Origin of the sequence: Flavobacterium sp. J27 (assembly GCF_004303025.1) — a bacterium.
In the GTDB taxonomy this organism is placed as follows: Bacteria; Bacteroidota; Bacteroidia; order Flavobacteriales; family Flavobacteriaceae; genus Flavobacterium.
This window is the reverse complement of record NZ_PJQW01000001.1, coordinates 460386-481579: the sequence shown is the minus strand read 5'-3', so window position 1 is coordinate 481579 and position 21194 is coordinate 460386. Positions and strand designations below refer to the sequence as shown.

General features: G+C 32.0%; 13 protein-coding genes. All 13 read right to left on the bottom strand.

From position 1 onward, the window contains the following. Window positions 1–12 precede the first annotated feature (12 nt). Window positions 13–756 (bottom strand): deoxyribose-phosphate aldolase, encoded by a 744-nt coding sequence (gene deoC / locus CX675_RS01920; RefSeq protein ID WP_130733547.1) that lies wholly within the window; start codon window positions 754–756, stop codon window positions 13–15. Window positions 757–832: 76 nt separating this feature from the next. Further along, window positions 833–1603: an energy transducer TonB gene (locus CX675_RS01915; protein WP_130733520.1), complete on the bottom strand. Its 771-nt coding sequence runs from the start codon at window positions 1601–1603 to the stop codon at window positions 833–835. A 108-nt stretch (window positions 1604–1711) separates the two neighbouring features. Then, window positions 1712–2458 carry an energy transducer TonB gene (locus tag CX675_RS01910; protein WP_130733519.1) on the bottom strand — a complete coding sequence of 249 codons (747 nt, stop codon included), beginning with the start codon at window positions 2456–2458 and terminating at the stop codon, window positions 1712–1714. Between the two features lie 63 nt (window positions 2459–2521). Next, on the bottom strand, window positions 2522–2890 hold the full coding sequence (locus CX675_RS01905; protein WP_130733518.1) for a VanZ family protein: 369 nt from the start codon (window positions 2888–2890) through the stop codon (window positions 2522–2524). Next, the gene (gene gcvH / locus CX675_RS01900) at window positions 2859–3239 is read right to left on the bottom strand and encodes a glycine cleavage system protein GcvH (RefSeq protein ID WP_130733517.1); all 381 of its coding nucleotides are present in this window, start codon (window positions 3237–3239) and stop codon (window positions 2859–2861) included. The genes CX675_RS01905 and gcvH overlap by 32 nt, the downstream gene beginning before the upstream one ends. Before the next feature lie 133 nt (window positions 3240–3372). Beyond that, window positions 3373–10560, bottom strand: coding sequence for a cell surface protein SprA (gene sprA, locus CX675_RS01895; protein WP_370277494.1), 7188 nt, complete (start codon window positions 10558–10560; stop codon window positions 3373–3375). Between the two features lie 30 nt (window positions 10561–10590). Further along, entirely contained in the window at window positions 10591–11172 is a 582-nt protein-coding gene (ruvA, locus tag CX675_RS01890) for a Holliday junction branch migration protein RuvA (protein WP_130733516.1), read from the bottom strand. A 27-nt stretch (window positions 11173–11199) separates the two neighbouring features. After that, on the bottom strand, window positions 11200–13494 hold the full coding sequence (locus CX675_RS01885; RefSeq protein WP_130733515.1) for an NADP-dependent malic enzyme: 2295 nt from the start codon (window positions 13492–13494) through the stop codon (window positions 11200–11202). A 98-nt stretch (window positions 13495–13592) separates the two neighbouring features. Beyond that, a complete protein-coding gene (locus tag CX675_RS01880) occupies window positions 13593–16583 on the bottom strand; it encodes a T9SS type B sorting domain-containing protein (RefSeq protein WP_130733514.1) in 2991 nt (996 codons plus the stop codon). A gap of 52 nt (window positions 16584–16635) precedes the next feature. After that, window positions 16636–17574 (bottom strand): tRNA epoxyqueuosine(34) reductase QueG, encoded by a 939-nt coding sequence (gene queG / locus CX675_RS01875; protein WP_130733513.1) that lies wholly within the window; start codon window positions 17572–17574, stop codon window positions 16636–16638. A 1-nt stretch (window position 17575) separates the two neighbouring features. Then, window positions 17576–18910 (bottom strand): cytochrome P450, encoded by a 1335-nt coding sequence (locus CX675_RS01870; RefSeq protein WP_130733512.1) that lies wholly within the window; start codon window positions 18908–18910, stop codon window positions 17576–17578. A 7-nt stretch (window positions 18911–18917) separates the two neighbouring features. Then, entirely contained in the window at window positions 18918–19940 is a 1023-nt protein-coding gene (gene ruvB / locus CX675_RS01865) for a Holliday junction branch migration DNA helicase RuvB (protein ID WP_130733511.1), read from the bottom strand. Between the two features lie 77 nt (window positions 19941–20017). Beyond that, a partial coding sequence (locus tag CX675_RS01860; RefSeq protein ID WP_240723564.1) for a cbb3-type cytochrome c oxidase subunit I occupies window positions 20018–21194 on the bottom strand: 1177 nt, incomplete at its 5' end.

Here is a 21194-nt window from a genome sequence, read left to right as displayed (position 1 = left end):
ATTTTTTTCATCCTAATACATTGAATTTGATTCATTCCCATCTACAATAGTCTTTGCGGACGAAGTCCCTATTCTCTTAACCCCTAACTTTATCATAGCAACTGCTTCTTGATAATTCCTAACACCTCCTGCTGCTTTTACAGGCAAAGGAAAAGCATTTTCTAACATTAATTTTACAGATTCAATTGTAGCTCCATTCGGAGAGCCATCTTTAGTTTCATAGAATCCAGTAGAGGATTTAACAAAGACACTTTCGTAAGAAGATTCTTTAAAATGAGCGATAACTACATTTTTAATCAAAGCACACAATTGAACAATTTGATGATTGTTTAATGCGGCCACTTCAATAATCCATTTCACAATTTTATGATGCTCAAGACCTAACTTAGTACATGCCAAAACTTGTTCTTTAACCAAATCTATCTCCCCTCTTTTAAAAGCTTCATAATCTAGCACAAAATCCAAATCATCTGCTCCATCCTGTATTGCTTTTTTAGCCTCTACAAGCTTAAATGCTGTTGATTTATCTCCTTTTGGGAAATCGATTACTGTACCAATACACACTTTGGATACCGTATTTAGCATCATTTCTTTAGCCAAAGAAACAAATTCAGGTCTTATCATAATAAGCTTAAAGTTGTAATCAATAGCTTCATGAATATATTGTTCTACAATAGCCTTATTTTCCTTTTTAGAAATCTTAGCTTGTTCTGCAGTTTTTAAATAAGTAGCATCTAGATATTGCTCGATATGCATTGCATTTCTTTTTAATATATCGGTAAAAATAAAAAATCCCATTGATATGGGATTCTTTTTTTAGTAATAATTCGAATTAATTTACTTTAAATGTAATTGGAATAGAATATTTAATTTTTACATTTTTATTTCCTTGTTTGGCAGGAATTAATTGAGGCACTTTTTTTACCGCTTTTTCAGCTGCTATCTTCATATCATCTGTAGCGCCTCTTCTGTTTTCAATAGCCTTAACATTAGTGATATTACCGTTTTCGTCTATTATAAATTCGATAAGAGCAGTCCCTTGTTTTCCATTTTCATGATCTCTTGCTGGATAAACCAAATTTTTTAAAATGGCTTTATATAATTGTGCGTCAAAACAAGCTTTTTGCTCAGATCTAGAAAGCCCTTTACAAGCTTTAAACATAGGCAATTGCTCTACCGTAAGCATGTTTTTCGGAGAATTATCAACTACGTCAGTTGCTGCACTACTTGTATTTGAAGCCACAGGATTTGCTTCAACCGGATTAGTTACATCTTGAGTAGCAACATCTGGATTTTCCACAGCCACATCATCATCTTGAAGATCAAATTCTTCTATAACATCTGGAACCGTAGCTTGAGGTTGAACCTTAGCAACTGGCTGTACTGGTTTCACTTTTTCAACTTGACGTTCTGGTTCCGCAGGATTGTAAACAAAAGGATCATCTACTATAGGTGTCAACCATCCAGCATCCGTTTTTTTAATTACATCTTTAAAATTAGCTTCCAAAATAAAAAGTGCAATTACCATGGTTGTGATAAGACCAATTTGAAAATAGATAAAACTATTTTTCGTCTTTCTTTTAAAATCTTCTTTTGCTCTCATAATTATATAGTATTTAATGTTAACAGCTTGTTAATAAAATACTACAAATTGTATGCCAAAAAAAAGCTCAATCGTTTGATTGAGCTTTTTAATATAGAAATAAATTTCTTATTGCAATTTGAATGTAATAGGTAAACCATATTTTACTCTTACTGGTTTTCCTCTTTGTTTACCAGGTGTAAATTTAGGTAATTTAGAAATAATTCTTTGCGCTTCCTGCTCTAACAAATCAGCATCTTGTTTAATTCCTCTACCTCTTACTTGAATATCTTTTACAACACCATCTTTATCAATCATAAATTGAACTGCTACCGAACCTTGAGATCCATTTTCAGCAGCTCTTTCTGGATAACTGAAATATTTTTTTATGTGTGCATTCATTTTTTCATTGAAACATTCCATTTGCTTGCTTTTTGCAACACCCTCACATCCAGGAAACATAGGGATTTGCTCAATAATTGCAAATGGCATCTCATCTGGAATATCATCTAAGCTAGGACCTGCTTCACCTACTTCTGAAGCCTCAACAACCACTACGGGTTTATTTTCTTCAATCTCAGTAGTTTCAATTTTCTTTTCTTCTAATTTAATTTCATTTTTTACCACTTCAATTACTTCTGGTGCAGGTGGTGGTGGTGGTGGTAATTTTTGAACTGGAGGCATAGTTAACACTACATCTTCTTCGTCTAATACTAAATTATCTGTTAACGCAAATTTTTCTGTCTCAACTCTTGGATCTTCTGATTTTAATTCAATACCCACATAAGTAAGCACTAGAACAGCAACAAGACCTATCTGAAAAAATAGTCCGCTATTCCTTTTAGGGTCAACATTAGGATTTTTCTTTACTTCCATAATTTTGTTTTTGAGGTCGCTAATATAATTAATAAAAAAATAGTTTTAAAATTTTTTCAAAGTTTATTTATCAACAAACTTTAAAAAAATCAACGATGTAACAGCTCCTAGTGTGTTTGCCAAGGCATCAAAAACATCTCCTTGACGATCACTAGTAAATATCTCTTGAAATACTTCAAGAATTATGCCATACATCACTAAAACAAGAACTATTTTTATTTGTGATTTTAATCCTTTCACTTTTAACCCTTTCTTCCATAGAAAAAAAAGTAAAAAATAAAAGGTAAAATGTACTATTTTATCTTTATATGGTACTTTTACCAAAACTTCAGACTGTTGCATAGACATTAAACAAAGATAAGCAACAACCAAAGTCCATACTATGGCTAGGTATAAAAAATTACGCCCCGATAAGAGCTGCGTAATCTTCATTAGATAATAATTTTTCAATTTCAGAAGCGTCTGAAAATTTAACTTTTATCATCCAACCATCACCATAAGGATCTGAATTAACCTTTTCTGGTTCTGATTCTAAATTATCATTAAACTCTATGATTTCACCTGTTAAGGGCAAAAACAAATCTGACACTGTTTTTACTGCTTCAACTGTTCCAAAAACCTCATCTCTATCTAAAGTTTGATCTAAAGTTTCTACTTCAACATAAACAATATCTCCTAATTCTTTTTGTGCAAAATCAGTAATTCCAATTGTAGCAATGTCTCCTTCTATAGAAACCCATTCGTGATCTTTTGTGTACTTTAAGTTTGATGGTATATTCATTGTGTTATTTTTTAATCGTTTTACAAATGTAGTTTTATTAATTTAATTCTAAAATAAGTTGTATAATATTTTTTATTTTTCTCATTTAAAAAACAAAATCCGTTTTTTCAAACGGATTTTTAACTTATTATATTTAATTCCCAAAATTATATCGAATAGTAAATCCTGTCCTAATATTTGTTATTGGGAATGATGTTGAAATCACTGCTTTTGAAAACTGGTGATCGTAAAAGAAAATGGCTGTTAAGTTTTTACTAAACGAATAATCAGCTGATAACTTTATTGACCATAAATCTTGACCTCCTGCTAATTCATTATTATCATAATCCAAATAACGTACAATTGTATTGTTTTTTCTCAAAGAGAAATCAGTTTTAATATTGATATCACTTTTAATTACTCCTGTAGGGTTATCGGCCAATTTTGAATTGATAGTTACGTTTTTGATTCGGTAACCCAGTCCTATTGTATATTCATTTCCACTTACTTCAGTTAAAAGATTGTTATCAAAACTCATATTTAAAGTTCTATCTTTCTTCATTTCTGCTAAAATTTTGATTGAATTTTTCATTTCAAAATCTACACGTAATAATGGATTAAACTGTTCTGTTAAATTGACATTAGATATAATTGTACTAGCATAAAAATTACCATTTGCATCTGTTGGAGCTTCATTTAAATTAGAACGGAATGAATTCACATTATAACTTGCTCTATAACCATGTTGCAACGAAAAACGTTTAAATTTATCTTTAAACCACTTATATCGCATTAATCCTGTATACTTTAAATTCCAATTTGGTAATGGAATATTTTTAAAAACACCAACCGATTCTTTTGAAACATCTCTTCCTGAATAAGCTGCTCTAAATGAAGGCAACAATACTTGTTGACTATTTTTTCCAAAACCTACAGGATAACCTTCTGCATCTCTAGGATAGTTATTATTACCATAATGATCAACGGCTAATTTCTCTGCAACCAAAATTCGGTTATTTCTAAAATCATTAAATGCTTCCGAAAATGTTTCATTGCTTTCGCTAAATGAGGTTTTAATTAAGATTGTTGAAATATTAAAATTACCAAAATTATAAGGAGAACGTGAATTGTATTGTCCATTTAAAACATCATATTGCTCAGAAAAATTCTCGGAATACATTCTATCTGCTGTTAAATCGATTTTTAAATCGGCAAATGGTTCAACTTGAGCAGTAAAATTAAGTTGTTTATTAACTACTTGGGTAAAATTCTGATTGAATTCTGGAAATGAAGTTAACCAACCTTGTCTAGCTGCTTCATAACGCACATCAGATTGACTTCCAAAAACAAACCCTAAAGATGGTTTAGAAGAACCAAAGAATCCCAAACCTGGTAAATATCCTGGCAATACCGTTCCGCTGGTTTGTGTATAATTAACCTGAATGTTTTTAACACTAGTTAATACTCCAATTAATCCATCTATAAAGATATTACCGTCTTTTTTAGCCACCTTTCCTTTAGCTGTTACTTTTTGTCCAGGTTTTGGCAATGCTTCTTTTGCGTCTTTCTTGTTTTTATTTTTTTTCTTTTTATTACCTGTTAATCCAATATATTTATATAACAAATCCATATTAAAAGTAGTATTCAACTTATGAGAATTTGCATTTTGAATTGTATTCCCAAGTTGATACTCTGTTCCGTCTTCTGCTTCAATTGTTGAAAAAGCGTCTGATGAACGTTGCCAATTAAAATCTCCAGTATAGCTATAATTTGATTTCACAAAACTTAAAGCTGGAATCTTATTTATTGGCAAATCATAGTTTACAACAATTTGTTGGTTATGTTGATTTGATTCACCCACATTCCAATAATCATCCCAAATATCTAATCCATCTATAGGTGTATTGGTTTCATCAAGATAGTTCCTAACGATATTACTTGTTGCTGCTGTATAATTTACACGTAAAGACTTTGTTATGTTATAATTAAACCCATATTGATAATTAAAGAAATAATTTCTTCTATATAAAGGATCTAATCCAATTCCTTCCACATCTACTAATCTAAATTGCTGTCTATTAAATTGTCTAATAATATTAGAACTAAAAGAAACGCTTGCTGGTAAGAAATTAAAATTAAAATCTTTCAACATTTTATAATAACCACTTTTAGATAGTTTTTTAGAATTTTTAAATGGTTCTATTGTTAATGGTTTAAAAGCATAAGCATAATCAACAGTAGTTCTGTTTTGCTGATCCACTAAACTTTCAATTTCATAATCATGATGTTGTGTTTCATTAAAAGAATAAGACAATGTTAAATTTTCTACATCATAAAAATGTTGCTTTTGTTCTTCTCCTCTTTCTTTTCTTACTCCAATAAAATTAACACTTGTTCTCTTAGTATAATCTATAGCTCGGTTCTTAATATTGTCTTTTTCTTGTTGATCAGAAGTATTATCAATTAATTGTTGCAACTCAATATCTTGATAAAAAGGATCGTATTTTGGGGTAACTGTTTCTTCACCTACTGCGTAATTAAATGGCAATGTTATTCCCCATTTTCTTGGTAACAATTTTCCTAGATTTAAATTGGTTACAATATCGTATTGAAATACGTCTTCTCTACTTCTTTCGTTTGGTCCTTGTTCAATTCCTCCAAAGCCAATAGTACTTACTCTACTTGTTGCTGAAAGAGTAGCAAAATCTGCCACATTAGTATCTACATTAGCAACTGCTGCATAACCTCCTTTATTATCTAAATCAGAAAGTCTTAATTCATTAAACCAAACTTCACCTCTAACTACTTGGTTTGTATTGTTTTTCAATCCAACCATTAAGGTTCTTACTAAACCAAAATTAGGATTTCCTTTTATACCAATGGTTAATTTATTTCCTGAAGAACCTAAATCTTGTTCGTTTAAAAAGCGTATTCCATTCACATCAGGAGCAATAGAATTTGGATCACTTATTATTTTCGATTTAAGCGCTGTCAAAACGCTTAATGCTAATTCTATTTCATTTTCAGCTGGCCAAATAGCTTCAGGTGTAGCAGCATTTTGTGAAGATACTTTTAAAGGAATTTCAATTTGATAGAAATTTTCAGTAAAGTCATTTCCAAATCTTAGAAAAGCCTTCATTTCATTATCTTGTAACGGTTGTGTTTCTCCTGGTGCAGGTAGTGCTTCAGCGTGTAAAAACATTCTTATTTTTTTAAACTGACGCATATCGACGTTCACATTCTTAAATACTGCTCTAGCATCTTCTGGTTGTAAACCATCATCATTACCACCGTCTTTATCATACACTCTCAATGATAATGATTGCTCATTTTGATTAATAACTGTATTATTATTATACAATTGTTCTCTGGTTACTCCTGGTGGCGAAACATAAGGAATTGGCGTTCTACTTGCATTTTCTTGAATATTTACCGCAACAACATCAAACCCTGTATTGTCATCTGTAGGGTCTTGGTCATTGAAATCTAAGGTATTCACATATCTTCTCCATTCTCCTCTTACTAAATCTAACGATCCAAAACGTAACGTTATTTCATCATTAAAACCAGTCATATACATTCTCATGAATCGGATAGAACGAAAATCCGCTATGGAACCTACTACATTGTCTTGAGTAAATTCTAAAATAGGAATTTTAAATTGTATCCATCTTGCTTGAACATTACCTCCATTAGGTACAGACTCATTTACCGTTCTAACATCAACTACATAATTATCTCCAACTTGTAGATTAGGGCGAATTGGAACCTCAAATTTAAAATAAGCATTAATGGTATTCATGGTTTGATCGCGATTGACATCTTCAACGTCTGGCTTAGTATCGTTTCCTCTGTTTGTATCTGTTACATTTACTGGCGAGTTTCCTTCAAAATTATTATAGTTTTTATATCTATTAACAATATCTCCTGATGCACTTAAATAAAACTGATAATTATCTGCAGAAGGATCGCTATATCCTGCATACGCAGGGAATTTTGCAGCCTCAGCCGCATCGTTTAATCCATCGTAACCTACATCTTGAAGGGCTCTATTAGCCTCATCTGTATCAAACGCATACACTAAAGATTGAGAACTTGGCACTTGCCCCCAGTTTGTTTGTAAGGCAGGAATTGTAGCACCAACTTCTGGCAATCCGTTTTCAAACTGCTTTCTTCCATCTTTTAAGATATCTTCAGAAATCTCACCTAAATTAATAACCAATTTTCCATTATTCCCTGGATCAACAGCATCAGGAGCATCGGTGCCGTAAGGGTCTAACACCCAAAATTGAATGTACTCTACGTTTGATTGTTCAAAATTAGTAGAGTTTATGGCACGCATAATACCAGCCCAGTTATCTGGTGCATCAGTTACCGAAAACTGATTGGTTGCTGCAATGTTTGAATTATAATTATATGGACCTCTATCTCTAGGAAAATAAGTTAAATCGAGAGTACTAATTACATTTGAATTTCCTTGTGCAATATCAACATTAGGAAATAACTCTCTACTAAAAATTCTTCTCGTTCTATTTAAAGATAAATCATTATCATTGATTCCTCCTGGTGGTTGTGTGTAAAAAATAGGATCAATAGTATACCAAGCTAATTTTGCTCTTTTATTTCCTACGCTTAAATCATCAGACGCTGGTTCAGTGGTATCTGGATTACCATCAAAGTTACCCTCTAAAGGTACTGAGGCTAATTCCCAAGATAAAGGCGAACGCAAATCTATAGAAGATTGCGATCCTTCAAAATCATCAACGTAAGTTGTTGCTTCTCCATTAAACTGATCTGCTTTTGAAGCGCCTGGTAATAAATAAGCGATTTCACCTCTGAAAGATAAATTTGAAGGTACATCGGTATCTATATTAGGTAATTTATTTACTAATCTTGTTAACAAAGGCACTTCGGTAGAAAAATTAGTATTTAAACCTACAATAGTATTATTAACAGATTCTTGACCATAATTAGATTTATTTGTAAAAGGACGTTCCGATAAATTTAAAATAGTTCCTCCTACTAAAAAGTTTTTATTGAATTGATGCTCTACATTTAACCCCCAAAAACGTCTAGTTTGTTGACCAAAAACAGAATTGTTCTCTACAGAGATTTCAATTGGTGTATTAGATGCTTGCAAGGAAGGATCTAACAACTGTACTTTCCCTAACTGATAATTTACAGTATAGTCTACACCTTCCACCAATATTCTGCCTCCCGATTTAACTACAACAGAACCTTGTGGTACGTTAAACGCGCCAATAGAAATCCCGTCTCCTCCTGAGGATTTAAAACGTCCACGAAGTTGAAACTTGTTCTTTTCACTTTCTTGTAATGCTGCCGCTTGGGTTGATTTATAAAGTGTTCTAAAAACGTATTTTGCTTGATTATCATTATAAGTTGTAGGGTTATCGTAATCTTCTGTTGGAGAATCATTTAATTTTTTAAACATTAATTCTCCAAAAGGTTCTTTTGTTGTAAATATAATTCTTCCGTATTGTGGATCAATGGTTATTCCTGGAACAAAATCAAAGAAACCATCCCCTCCTTCTTGAGGGTCATTCGTAAAGTTTAATTTATCTACATTTAACACCTTCAGCAAAGGTGTATCTCTAACTCCTACAGGAAGGGGAGCACCACTGTTTGCAGCTGTAATATAATTTAACGGAGAAGGATCTGTATATAAAATATTAAACTTAAAGTCATCTTTTTGTAGTTGATATCCACCTGGAATTTGATAAATATTTTTCATCATTAAATTCCATGTTGGCATGGTTAAATCTGCATTTGGAGCTTTTTGTTTTACCGCTGTTAAATTACTTTTTAACAACTTAACAATTAAAGCTTGAGATGATGGAATTCCAGAATTATCAACTTGTGTTGCATCAACCCCGTCTGTTCCAAATTCCCCTACTTGATACACTTGGTCACCAATAGTATATTGATACGCAACGGCTAAAACTTCGTCATTCGCCAACCTCTGATTTAAGGAAAGATATCCTAATTGCGGATGATAACTATATTCTGAGGCTGTTAATTTTCTTGCATTTTCTAATTTAGCATAATCTAATCCTTCATCAACACCTACTGTAAAACCATTATTTGCTGTTGCTACTTCTCGAATAGCCTGTGTTAAAAAACTGCTTCCTGTTCCAATCCTATTGGGGTCAAATTTATTATTTGCATTATCAGAAGGATTATCTGGTGCAACTGCATTAAAAAAGTTTGGATAAGTTGCTAAATTAATACCAACTACTTCTTGAGGTGCTAAATTAGTTAACGGTGCTTCTCCAATATCTTGTAAAGCAACTAAATTTCGTAAATTATTTTCATTGGAATTAATTCTATTTTGCTTATTCGTTACCCAAACTTCTAGCCTTGTAATTTGAACTCTACTATTTATATAAGGATATGTTTCCAATGCTCTATCATATTTATCCCTAAAAAATTGAGATAAAAAATAGTGTTTATCTGAATCATATTCTTGCGCAAACAATTCAAAATCTTGCAGGGTACCTCCTCCTTGTGAGGTAACTGTTTTAGTCTGCGATTTTTGTTCAGAAAACACACCTGTAACTGTTGTTTTTCCAAACTGCAATTGTGCTTTTACCCCAAATAAACTTTGCGATCCTCTAATTAATGAATTAGACAGAGGAAAACTAACATTCCCGACTTCTAATTTTTGAAGAATATCATCTTCTGTTGAGCCATATTCTAATTTTATTAAATTTTGAAAAGCAAAAGTAGATTGCGTATCGTAGTTAATGTTTACATTTAATCTGGTTCCAACTTTTCCTTGCAAACCAACACTAATTCGCTGATCAAAATCGAAGGTAGTAGTCACTCTATTTCTTGGAGAAAATGCTGGGTTATCTTGTTTCGTATAACGAAGTCCTAAATCGACTTCAACCGAACCTGTTGGTTTAATATCTATAGTATTACTTCCAAAAATACTTTCAAAAAACTTAGAATTCACATAATATCTTGGTAAAAGATCTTTCTTTTTGTCTTCACTTCCTTCTTTTTTACCATCTACCGCTGCCGATTTTTCTCTGTAGTATTTACGCATCTCTTCGCGTAAAACCAACTCTTGATATTGTTGTGGAGTTAATACTAGTGGGTAGTTCACATTAAATCCATCAAATGTATGTGTATAAATGTATCGATCTGTTGTTACATCATATTCATAAGCTTCTATTATACTATTTGGATTTGGAACTTTAATCTTTCCTAAATCTACACCAGATTGAATGGAGTCATTTTCTTGGCCGTTAACGTGTAAAAACAATAATAAGAGTATTCCGAAAAACAGTTGTTTTATTCTTTTTACTCGCCTATTCAAAATATTCAGTTTTAATTTCTTTTCCAAGTCTTATAAGTTTTTTAGTGCTTGTTTAATTAAATTTTCTACACTTGCATCAGGTTCTTGCTTGATCACTTTTTCTACCGCTTTTTCTGCGGTCTTTCTTGCAAAACCTAACACCTCCAAAGCAGATAACGCTTCTTCTTTATTAGTATTGTTTGAAATTAGAGAAACTTCGTCTAAAGCATACACATTTAACACTTTATCCTTTAAATCTAAAATTACTCTTTGAGCAGTTTTTGTTCCAATTCCTTTAATACTTTGTACAGTAGCTACGTCATTTGAAGCTATGGCTTGAATAATTTGCTGGGGCGCTAATGATGATAACATAGTCCTTGCAATACTAGCTCCAACTCCTGAAACAGAAATTAGAAGTTTAAACAATTCTCTTTCTTGTTTTTCAACAAATCCATATAATGTATGCGCATCTTCTTTGATTTGTAAAAAAGTAAAAAGTTTAATTTTTTCCTCATTTGGAATGAGTGAAAAAGTATGCAAAGATATATTGACATGATAACCAATCCCATTACAATCAATTACAACTTCTGTTGGTGTTTTTTCAATTAATCTTCCTTGAATGTGTGTTATCATGTTTGTTAATAGTAGTTTTTAATAATTTTATTTTAAAACAGATTGTTTAAATCTTCTTTCTTTTTCTTGTGCATCTACCACCGAAACGGCTGCCATATTTACCATTTCTTCTACACTTGCACCTAATTGAAAAATATGAACTGGTTTATCAAGTCCAAGCATAATAGGTCCAATGGAATCAGACTTATTCAATTCTTTCATTAATTTATAAGTAATGTTTGCAGAATCTAAATTTGGAAAAATTAGTGTGTTTACTTTCTTATTTGCTAACTTAGAAAAAGGGAATTTGCTCTTCAACATTTCAGAATTTAACGCAAAATCTGTTTGAATTTCACCATCAATAATTAAATCTGGGTAATATTTATGCAAATAAGCTACTGCTTCTCTTACTTTTTTCGGATTTTCATTTTCTGAAGATCCAAAATTTGAAAAAGACACCATGGCAATTACTGGTTCCATACCAAACATACGCACGGTTTTAGCTGTCATTAATGCAATCTTAGCTAAATCTTCCGCTGTAGGGTTTGGGTTAATAGCTGTATCAGAAAGAAAGATTGGTCCTCTGGAAGTCATCATCATGTTAGTAGTAGCAATACGGGTAACTCCAGGAGCTTTGTCTATTAATTCCATTACGGGCTTTACTACTGTAGGATAACTTCTAGAGTATCCAGTAACCATCGTATCAGCTTCACCAGAATTTACCATCATTAAACCAAAATAGTTTCGTTCTCTCATCCACTTTTCAGCATCTAACATAGTAACCCCTCTTCTTTGTCTGGATTTCCAAAATGCTTTGGCATATTTCTTTCTACGTTTGTCTTCTTCAGCCGTTTTAGGATCAATAATTTCAACATCGGCATCAAAACCAATTTCTACTTTTAATTCTTGAATAATATCTTTATTCCCTAATAAAATTGGTTCACCAATACCTTCTTCAAGTACTATTTGAGCAGCCTTTAAAACATCTAAATGATCTGCTTCAGCAAAAACAACCCGTTTCGGATTTGTTTTTGCTCTATTCATTAGCATACGAATCATTTTATTATCAGAACCTAAACGTTCTAATAAATCTAATTCATATTTTTCCCAATCGTTAATCTCTACTTGTGCTACACCAGAATCTATAGCAGCCCTTGCAACCGCTGGTGCAACAACACCTATCAATCTAGGATCAAAAGGCTTCGGAATAATATATTCTCGACCAAAATTTAATTTGGTTTCACCATAAGCGATATTTACTTGTTCTGGGACTGGACTTTTAGCTAATTCCGCAAGAGCTCTAACCGCTGCCATTTTCATTTCCTCATTAATTTTTTTAGCGCGAACATCTAATGCTCCTCTAAAAATATAAGGAAAACCTAATACGTTATTTACCTGATTAGGATGATCGGAACGGCCAGTAGCCATAATAACATCTTCTCGTGTACTTATGGCTAAATTATAATCTATTTCAGGAATAGGATTCGCCATTGCAAATACAATAGGATCGTTACTCATTGACAATAACATTTCTGGAGTAAAGATATTACCTACAGACAATCCTAAAAAGACATCTGCTCCTACAATCATTTCTTTTAACGATTGCGGATCGCATGATTTAGCATATACTTTTTGTAAATCTGAAATATCTTCTCTACAGGTTGTTAACATACCATCTTTATCAAACATGAAAATATTTTCTACTTTCACACCTAATAAAACGTATAAATTTGCGCAAGCTAATGCTGCTGAACCTGCCCCAGAAACCACTACTTTTACTTTATCTATTTCTTTACCCGCTAATTCTAAAGCATTGAGTAAAGCTGCCGATGAAATAATAGCAGTTCCATGCTGGTCGTCATGCATAACAGGAATATTTAACTCCTCCACTAATCTTCTTTCTATTTCAAAAGATTCTGGAGCTTTAATATCTTCCAGATTAATTCCTCCAAATGTAGGAGCAATATTTTTAACGGTTTGTATAAATTCTTCTATATTTTTTGTTCCAACTTCAATATCAAAGACATCGATATCGGCAAATATTTTGAACAACAAACCTTTTCCTTCCATTACGGGCTTGGAAGCTTCAGGACCAATATCTCCTAATCCTAGAACAGCAGTTCCGTTTGAAATAACAGCAACTAAATTTCCTTTAGCTGTATATTTATATACATTTTTAACATCTTTAGCAATTTCTAAACATGGTTCAGCAACTCCTGGTGAGTAGGCCAATGACAAATCTCTTTGTGTTGCATATTTCTTTGTTGGTACTACCTGAATCTTTCCAGGTGTAGGTTTAGCATGGTATAATAAAGCTTCTCTTCTTTTTGTATCCTTGTGCATATAATCACTTTTATATGAACTTACAAAGTTAAAATAAGCAATGAAAGAAAAAAATTTTAATGCTACTCTTTTCTAAAAATGTAGAAAAAATCTTCTAATTATCTTTTTAATGAAAAATGTCCTTTTTGCACTCTCCCATCTAACATATTGATGGTATACCAATAATCTGCAGCTGGCATTTTAACTCCGTTAAAGGTACCATCCCAACCTTGAGATAATGAAGAAATTTGCTTCAACAATTTTCCATATCTATCAAAAATAGAAACAACCGTTTGATTTCCAAATCGTTCATTAAACCCTTTAATATTCCAAAAATCATTAAAACCGTCTCCGTTAGGCGTGAAGAATTTTGGTACTCCTAAAACACTTATTTCTTTATTTGAAATACCACAACCATTCTTATCATAAACCCAAACAGATAACAATCCAGGCTGTACATCGTAAAAAATATTACTATCCTGATAGTTTTCACCATCAATACTGAATTGATAATCTCCATCCCCTGAAATCAAAACCGTTATAGTATTTGAATCAACCAAATCATCAATTTCTATATCATCAATAATAGCTATATTGGAAGGATTAACAACACTATTTCTTGTGCTTGAACACCCGTTAGAATTAGTTACAACAACAGTATAATTTCCAGTAGTATTAGCTGTATAAGTGTATTGACTAGCTCCAGAGATAGCTTGGTTTTCAAAGTACCATTGGTAACTATAATCTGAGATATTAGTAGGATTTTCCAATCCAGCATCTAAAATCACAAAAGCATTAGGATTATCTGTACAAATAATTTCATTTGGTGCATCAATCATGATTTTAGGATTTGAATACACTACAAAAGAAAGAATTCCAGTTGCAAAGCAATTAGAATTATCTAGATGAATTACTTTTACCAAAACATCTTGTGTACCCGTTTCAAAACTTCCTATAAAATTGGGTAATAGGTTATTATTTATATCATAATATTCAACGGCTACATTTGTTTGATTACCAATGATTGTATTTTCAAAATTAGAGGTGTTAAAAATTACTACTCCGTCTTGTAAAAGAGGATCTAATTCATCATCACATTGAATTAACAAACTAGAGTTTACAGGATTAAAAACTGGGGCTTGGTCTACAATGAATTCTAATGTAGTAGTATAACTACACGCATTAACAGTTGCATTTGTAATTGTTACATTTAAAACCTGAGAATTAGTAGAAAACGGATTAGGTAATGCATTATAAACTGTATTATTAACATCGGTATAAGTAACAACAACATTAGTTAATCCGTTCAAAAGTTCACTTTCGATAGTAGTAGTATCAAAATCAAATATTCCATCTTGATTATCATCGCAACCTCTCACTAATTTGGGTAGTACAATTGGTATAGGCTCTACTTGCAATGTTACATATTTTCCAAGTCCAACGCAATCGTTGTTAACATCACTATCTACTCTAACATAAATATCTTGAGTAGTAGGGCTTGTTAAGTTATTAAAGTTTGCGATATTTGTAATGGCATTTATTTCAGCCAAAGCATCATTTAAATTTTCGTAAAAAGTTACCTCTACTACTTGTCCAGTAAATAAATTTGAAATTGAAGTGATGGCTGTGCTAAAATCAAAAGTAGCAATACCATCGTTATTAGTTCCAAAAGTGGTATCACAAGAAATAAAAACTAATGGATTAAATGTAGCCGGAATTTGGGTAGCAGCAACAGTTAAATCCAATTGACCAGTTTTAAAACAGTTATTATCATTACTGACACGATAATAAATTGTTTGAACATTAACCGTTTGGTTTACAAAATTTGTATTATTAATAATTGGATTTGTATTATTTTGCGCGTCAGATAAGGTTAGAAAATAAGCTATAGTTAAACCTGCTGGATTGTTTGTAATCAATTCGTTTGCTTCTGTAAGGTTAAAAGCACTAAAACCATCGGTATCATCGTCACACTGTTTTAGACTAACCAAATCATTGATAACTGGTCTTGCATAAACTTCAATACTTAATTCTGAAATATCAAAACAAGTTCCTTTTTCGGTTCTAATATAAAAAACATGATTTCCTACAGCTAAACTTATATTTTGCCAATTTGCAATACTATTAGTGGTATTGGTAGCATCTATTAAAGAAGTATAATAACTATATGTTACTATTTGATTTCCAGTATAAATTTCATTGTTATGCGAGCTCAAATCATAATTAACAGTTCCCATTACGGTATTTTCACAAACCGTTTTCGTAACATCATTTGTTGCTAAATTATTAAAAAGAACTTGCACGGTTTTAATTTCTGTACATTGTGCCGAATCTGAACTTATTCGGGCATAATATGTCCCCTGACTAATAGCTGTACTACTAATTAATGGATTATTATTCAATGAAGCATCTTGCAAGGAGGCAAAATAAGTAATTGAAAAACCAGGAAGAGAGGCTAAATAAGCCGCATCCAAAACTGAAAAATCATACGGTTCAGAATTGTCTGCTCCTTCATCACATAAAATTACATTAGGGAAATTAGGTAAATTTAAATTAGCAAAAGGATTTAAAATAGTGGCTGTACCTGACCAATTTAAAGAAAAGGGAGAACTACCAATAGGTCTATCAATCACTACAAAATAACTTTGACCTGATAATACATTTAATTGACTTACAAAACTATTACCATCTGCGCCAGGGCCTTCACTTGTATCTGTGGCATTTGCGCTCAATCCAGTATGATTATTTGGTTGGCCAGCTGCTGCTGGATTAGTGGTAGAGCACCGGATAGGTGTTCCTAAATTACCACAGTTTGATGCAGGACCAAAAACCCAAAAATCATAATCTTCATTAATACTATTACTTTGTGGTATGATAGTAAAACCTAATGTTCCGGGCTGATCTATAGTAACCCGTAACCAAAGAGAATTATTTTCTTGACTACTGCAAGATGGTGGATTAATTTCCTGAATTCCTGCTCCAGAAACATTAAACGATACACTCTGGTTATCACAAGCTTGAATGTAATTCTGACAATCATTTGGCAGGTTTTGACCAAAACTTATAGAAATAATAAAAATAAGAGTGATTAAAAGGTATTTTTTTTTCACGATTTACTTTTTTTTGAGAAGACAAAGATAACCAAAAGGAAGTATTTATATATTAGTCCTTTTTAAGGAAAGTTATATTTCTTTTAAGCCCTTCAAACTTTGTTCGCTTTACAGCTGAGTTTCTAAACACAGCATTAAAAGTTTCTTGTGTTATTTCTTCCCAATCTTTATTCGTCATACTTAGCAATTTTTCATGAGGTTGTAATAAAGGTTCATTATGTGGTTTTGAAAAACGGTTCCAAGGACAAATATCCTGACATACATCACATCCAAAAAACCAATCATCAAACTTGCCTTTCATTTCTAAAGGCAAATTATCTTTAAGTTCAATCGTAAAATAAGAAATACATTTACTTCCGTCAACAACATAAGGTGCTACAATAGCCTCGGTTGGACAAGCATCTATACAAGCAGTACATGTTCCACAATGATCTGTAGTAGACATATCATATTCTAATTCTAAATCCACAATTAGCTCGGCAATGAAATAAAAAGAACCTACTTTTTGAGTAATCAGATTGCTGTTTTTTCCAATCCAACCTAACCCACTTTTTGCGGCCCAAGCTTTATCTAAAACGGGTGCAGAATCTACAAAGGCTCTTCCAGCTACTTCTCCAATTTCAGTTTGAATAAAATAAAGCAGTTCTTTTAACTTTTCTTTAATTACAAAATGATAATCTTGACCATAAGCATATTTAGAAATCTTATACGATATTTCAGCTTTATTATAAAGAGGCGTCTCAGAAGGATAGTAATTTAACAATAAAGAAATCACGCTTTTCGCATCATCTACTAACAAGGTTGGATTTAATCTTTTGTCAAAATGATTTTCCATATATCTCATTTGACCATGATGATTTTGTTGTAGCCAATTTTCCAAACGTGGTGCTTCTTCTTCTAAAAAACCTGCTTTTGATATACCACAAGAAAGAAATCCTAAACGCTTGGCTTCAGTTTTTATGAGCTTTGTATATTTTTCAGCAAGATTCAATTTAATTTCTTTCTTTAAATTCTAAAATAGCGTCTAATGGTTTTAAAGTAATTAAAGGCTTTATTTTTATAGGGTCTAATTTTTCTTTAATTTCATAACGTTCTACTACCGTCATAATGGTTAAAATCATCTCATACATTGCAAAATTATTACCAATACACATTCTTTGTCCTGCTCCAAAAGGATAATAATTCTTAGAAAACTTCCTATTTTCATTTAAAAAACGTTCAGGAATAAAAGCTTCAGGATTGTCCCAAAATTCGGGATGTCTATGTATTTCATATACGGAAAACAACAAATTTGAATTTTTTGGAAAAACAAAACCTTTAAACTGATCTTCTTCTTTATTTACTCTATCTATGAAATAAGCAGGTGGATAAAGGCGCATAGCTTCTTCTATTGCTAATTTAGTATACTGAGCCTTCATTATCCAATCCATTAAATTGGAAGATTGCTCTTTTATCTCCTTTACTTCTTGTAAAATCTTGTCCTGTACTTGAGTGTTTCTAGCTAATAATTCGCAGGTAAAAGTTAATGCATTAGAAGTAGTTTCATGTCCAGCGGCAAATAAAATTAAAATTTCATCTAATAATTGAGATTCATCCATTTCTGAACCATCATCATATCGAGCATCTAGCAACATCTCTAATAAATCATTATATTTTATTTCACTAGATTTTCTTTGGTTAACCAATTTCTTTAATATAAATCTAGATTCATCAATCAATAGAATATGGTGTTTAATTTTACCTGACATTTTAAACCACCAACCTAAATAAGGCTGACGCAATTCTTTAACCAACATTTGTTGTGTAACTTCTGTTGTATACTGTAATTTTTTAATATCTTCCTCGCTAATTTCAGAGCTAAATAAAGATTTTACAACCGTTTGAAAAGCTAAGTTATTAAATACTGGAAAAATATCTTTAGGCTCATTAGTAGTTATCGTATTAAGTTCTTTTTGAATAGTAACATAAATAGTGTTCAATACTAATTGTAATTGTCCTTTATGAAATGCTGGCTGGATCAATCTTCTTTGTTTTTGCCATTTTTCTCCTTCCGCAGTTAACAACCCTTTACCAATATACTTTGCTAAATCTCTAGTCTGAATAGGGGATTTCGTGAAATTTTTTTGATTTTTTTGTAAAACGTAACTTAATAAATCTGCATCACGACTAAAAATAACAGATTTACCAAAACCCACTTTTAAACGAAAAATATTCCCGTATAATAAAAAGTTATCCTTATGAAACGGCAAAGGATTCTTTAAGATAGCTAATGAGTGCCTAATAAATTTTAACAAAGAAACCTCTGGAATTTTTTTTAAAGTAATCATAAGCCAATTAAAAGAGTCCGCCTTGACTATTTATTTTTATTTTTCCTAAATGTTTATATGCTTTTTCAGTCACTTCTCTTCCCCTTGGTGTTCTTATAATAAATCCTTCCTGAATTAAAAAAGGTTCATAAACTTCCTCTATCGTTTCACCATTTTCAGATACAGCAGTAGCTAAAGTAGTTAGTCCTACAGGACCACCTTTGAATTTATCAATAATGGTAGATAAAATTTTATTATCCATTTCATCAAGTCCATTTGTATCCACATTTAAGGCTTTTAAGGCATACTTTGTAATTTCTACATCAATTTTACCATTTCCTTTAATTTGTGCAAAATCACGTACTCGACGTAATAAAGCGTTTGCAATACGGGGTGTTCCTCTACTCCTTCCCGCTATCTCTATAGCTGCTTCTAGATCTATCTCCACACGTAATATAGAAGCACTGCGTTCAATAATTGTAGCTAATAGCTCGGTATTATAGTATTGCAATCTACTTTGGATTCCAAAACGAGCTCGCATGGGAGCTGTTAGTAATCCAGATCTTGTCGTAGCACCAACTAATGTAAAAGGATTTAGATTGATTTGAACAGTTCTTGCATTGGGCCCACTTTCAATCATAATATCAATTTTATAATCCTCCATAGCAGAATATAAATATTCCTCTACTACAGGACTTAAGCGATGTATTTCATCAATGAATAAGACATCTCTTTCTTCCAAATTTGTTAACAAACCTGCTAAATCGCCTGGTTTATCTAAAACTGGGCCAGAAGTAATTTTAATACCAACACCTAATTCATTAGCTAAAATATTAGCCAAAGTAGTTTTACCTAGTCCTGGAGGACCATGAAATAAAGCATGATCTAAAGCTTCATTACGCTGATTGGCAGCTTGAACAAAAACCTTTAAGTTATCTAAAACATGATCTTGACCAGCGAAATCATCAAATGAAAGTGGTCGTAAAGCCTTTTCAATATCAATCTCTTGAGATGTAAAGCGATCTTTATTAGGGTCTAAATTCTGATTCATATCACAAATATAGGCAAAGTTAAAACAAAAAACCTTTCCAATGAGGAAAGGCTTTTACTATTTAGATAAGTATAATTCTAATGATGTAACTCTTCTTCACCGTCTTTCATTGGTGTAATTTGAGATACGAAATCTTCATCATGTCCTGGTTTACTATAATCATAAGCCCAACGGTGCACTTCAGGAATTTCACCTGGCCAGTTACCGTGAATGTGTTCTACAGGTGTTGTCCATTCTAAAGTATTAGATTTCCATGGATTTTGCGATGCTTTTTTACCGTAGAAAATACTATAGAAGAAATTCCAGAAAAATACTACTTGGAATACAGCTCCTACAATTGCAAAAATAGTAATTAAAACATTCACATCAGCTAACTCATCGAATAATGGGAAAGCAGAATTAGTATAATAACGTCTTGGTAAACCAGCCATACCTATGAAGTGCATTGGGAAGAATACACCGTAAGCACAAACTGCAGTAACCCAGAAATGAACATATCCTAATGTTTTATTCATCATCTTACCAAACATCTTTGGGAACCAATGATAAACTCCAGCAAAAAATCCATAAAGTGCAGAAATACCCATTACTAAGTGGAAGTGTGCTACAACGAAATAGGTGTCATGAACGTTAATATCAAGTGTTGAATCCCCAAGAATAATTCCCGTTAAACCTCCAGTGATAAAAGTCGACACTAATCCAATAGAAAACAACATGGCTGGATTTAATTGTAAATTACCTTTCCAAAGAGTTGTAATATAATTAAATGCTTTTACCGCGGAAGGAATTGCAATTAATAATGTGGTAAAAGTAAATACAGATCCCAAAAATGGATTCATACCTGATACAAACATATGGTGACCCCAAACAATTGTTGATAAAAAAGCAATTGCTAATATTGATGCAATCATGGCTCTGTAACCAAAAATTGGCTTTCTTGAATTAGTAGCAATAATTTCAGAAGTAATACCTAAAGCAGGTAATAGAACAATATATACTTCAGGGTGTCCTAAAAACCAGAATAAATGTTCAAATAAAACTGGTGAGCCTCCTTGATAATGTAAAACTTCACCTTGAATAAAAATATCTGATAAGAAAAATGAAGTACCAAAACTTCTATCGAATATTAATAATAGAGCTGCAGAAAATAATACAGGGAAAGAAACGATACCTATGATAGCCGTAACAAAGAATGCCCAAACTGTTAAAGGTAATCTCGTCATGGTCATTCCTTTTGTTCTAAGATTAATAACC

Excerpts from the sequence above, each read along its gene's own strand:
- CX675_RS01885 (WP_130733515.1), bottom strand. The coding sequence starts at position 13,494 with ATGCACAAGGATACAAAAAGAAGAGAAGCTTTATTATACCATGCTAAA.
- CX675_RS01870 (WP_130733512.1), bottom strand. The coding sequence starts at position 18,910 with ATGATTACTTTAAAAAAAATTCCAGAGGTTTCTTTGTTAAAATTTATT.
- CX675_RS01905 (WP_130733518.1), bottom strand. The coding sequence starts at position 2,890 with ATGAAGATTACGCAGCTCTTATCGGGGCGTAATTTTTTATACCTAGCC.
- CX675_RS01915 (WP_130733520.1), bottom strand. The coding sequence starts at position 1,603 with ATGAGAGCAAAAGAAGATTTTAAAAGAAAGACGAAAAATAGTTTTATC.
- ruvB (WP_130733511.1), bottom strand. The coding sequence starts at position 19,940 with ATGAATCAGAATTTAGACCCTAATAAAGATCGCTTTACATCTCAAGAG.
- deoC (WP_130733547.1), bottom strand. The coding sequence starts at position 756 with ATGCATATCGAGCAATATCTAGATGCTACTTATTTAAAAACTGCAGAA.
- gcvH (WP_130733517.1), bottom strand. The coding sequence starts at position 3,239 with ATGAATATACCATCAAACTTAAAGTACACAAAAGATCACGAATGGGTT.
- ruvA (WP_130733516.1), bottom strand. The coding sequence starts at position 11,172 with ATGATAACACACATTCAAGGAAGATTAATTGAAAAAACACCAACAGAA.
- CX675_RS01910 (WP_130733519.1), bottom strand. The coding sequence starts at position 2,458 with ATGGAAGTAAAGAAAAATCCTAATGTTGACCCTAAAAGGAATAGCGGA.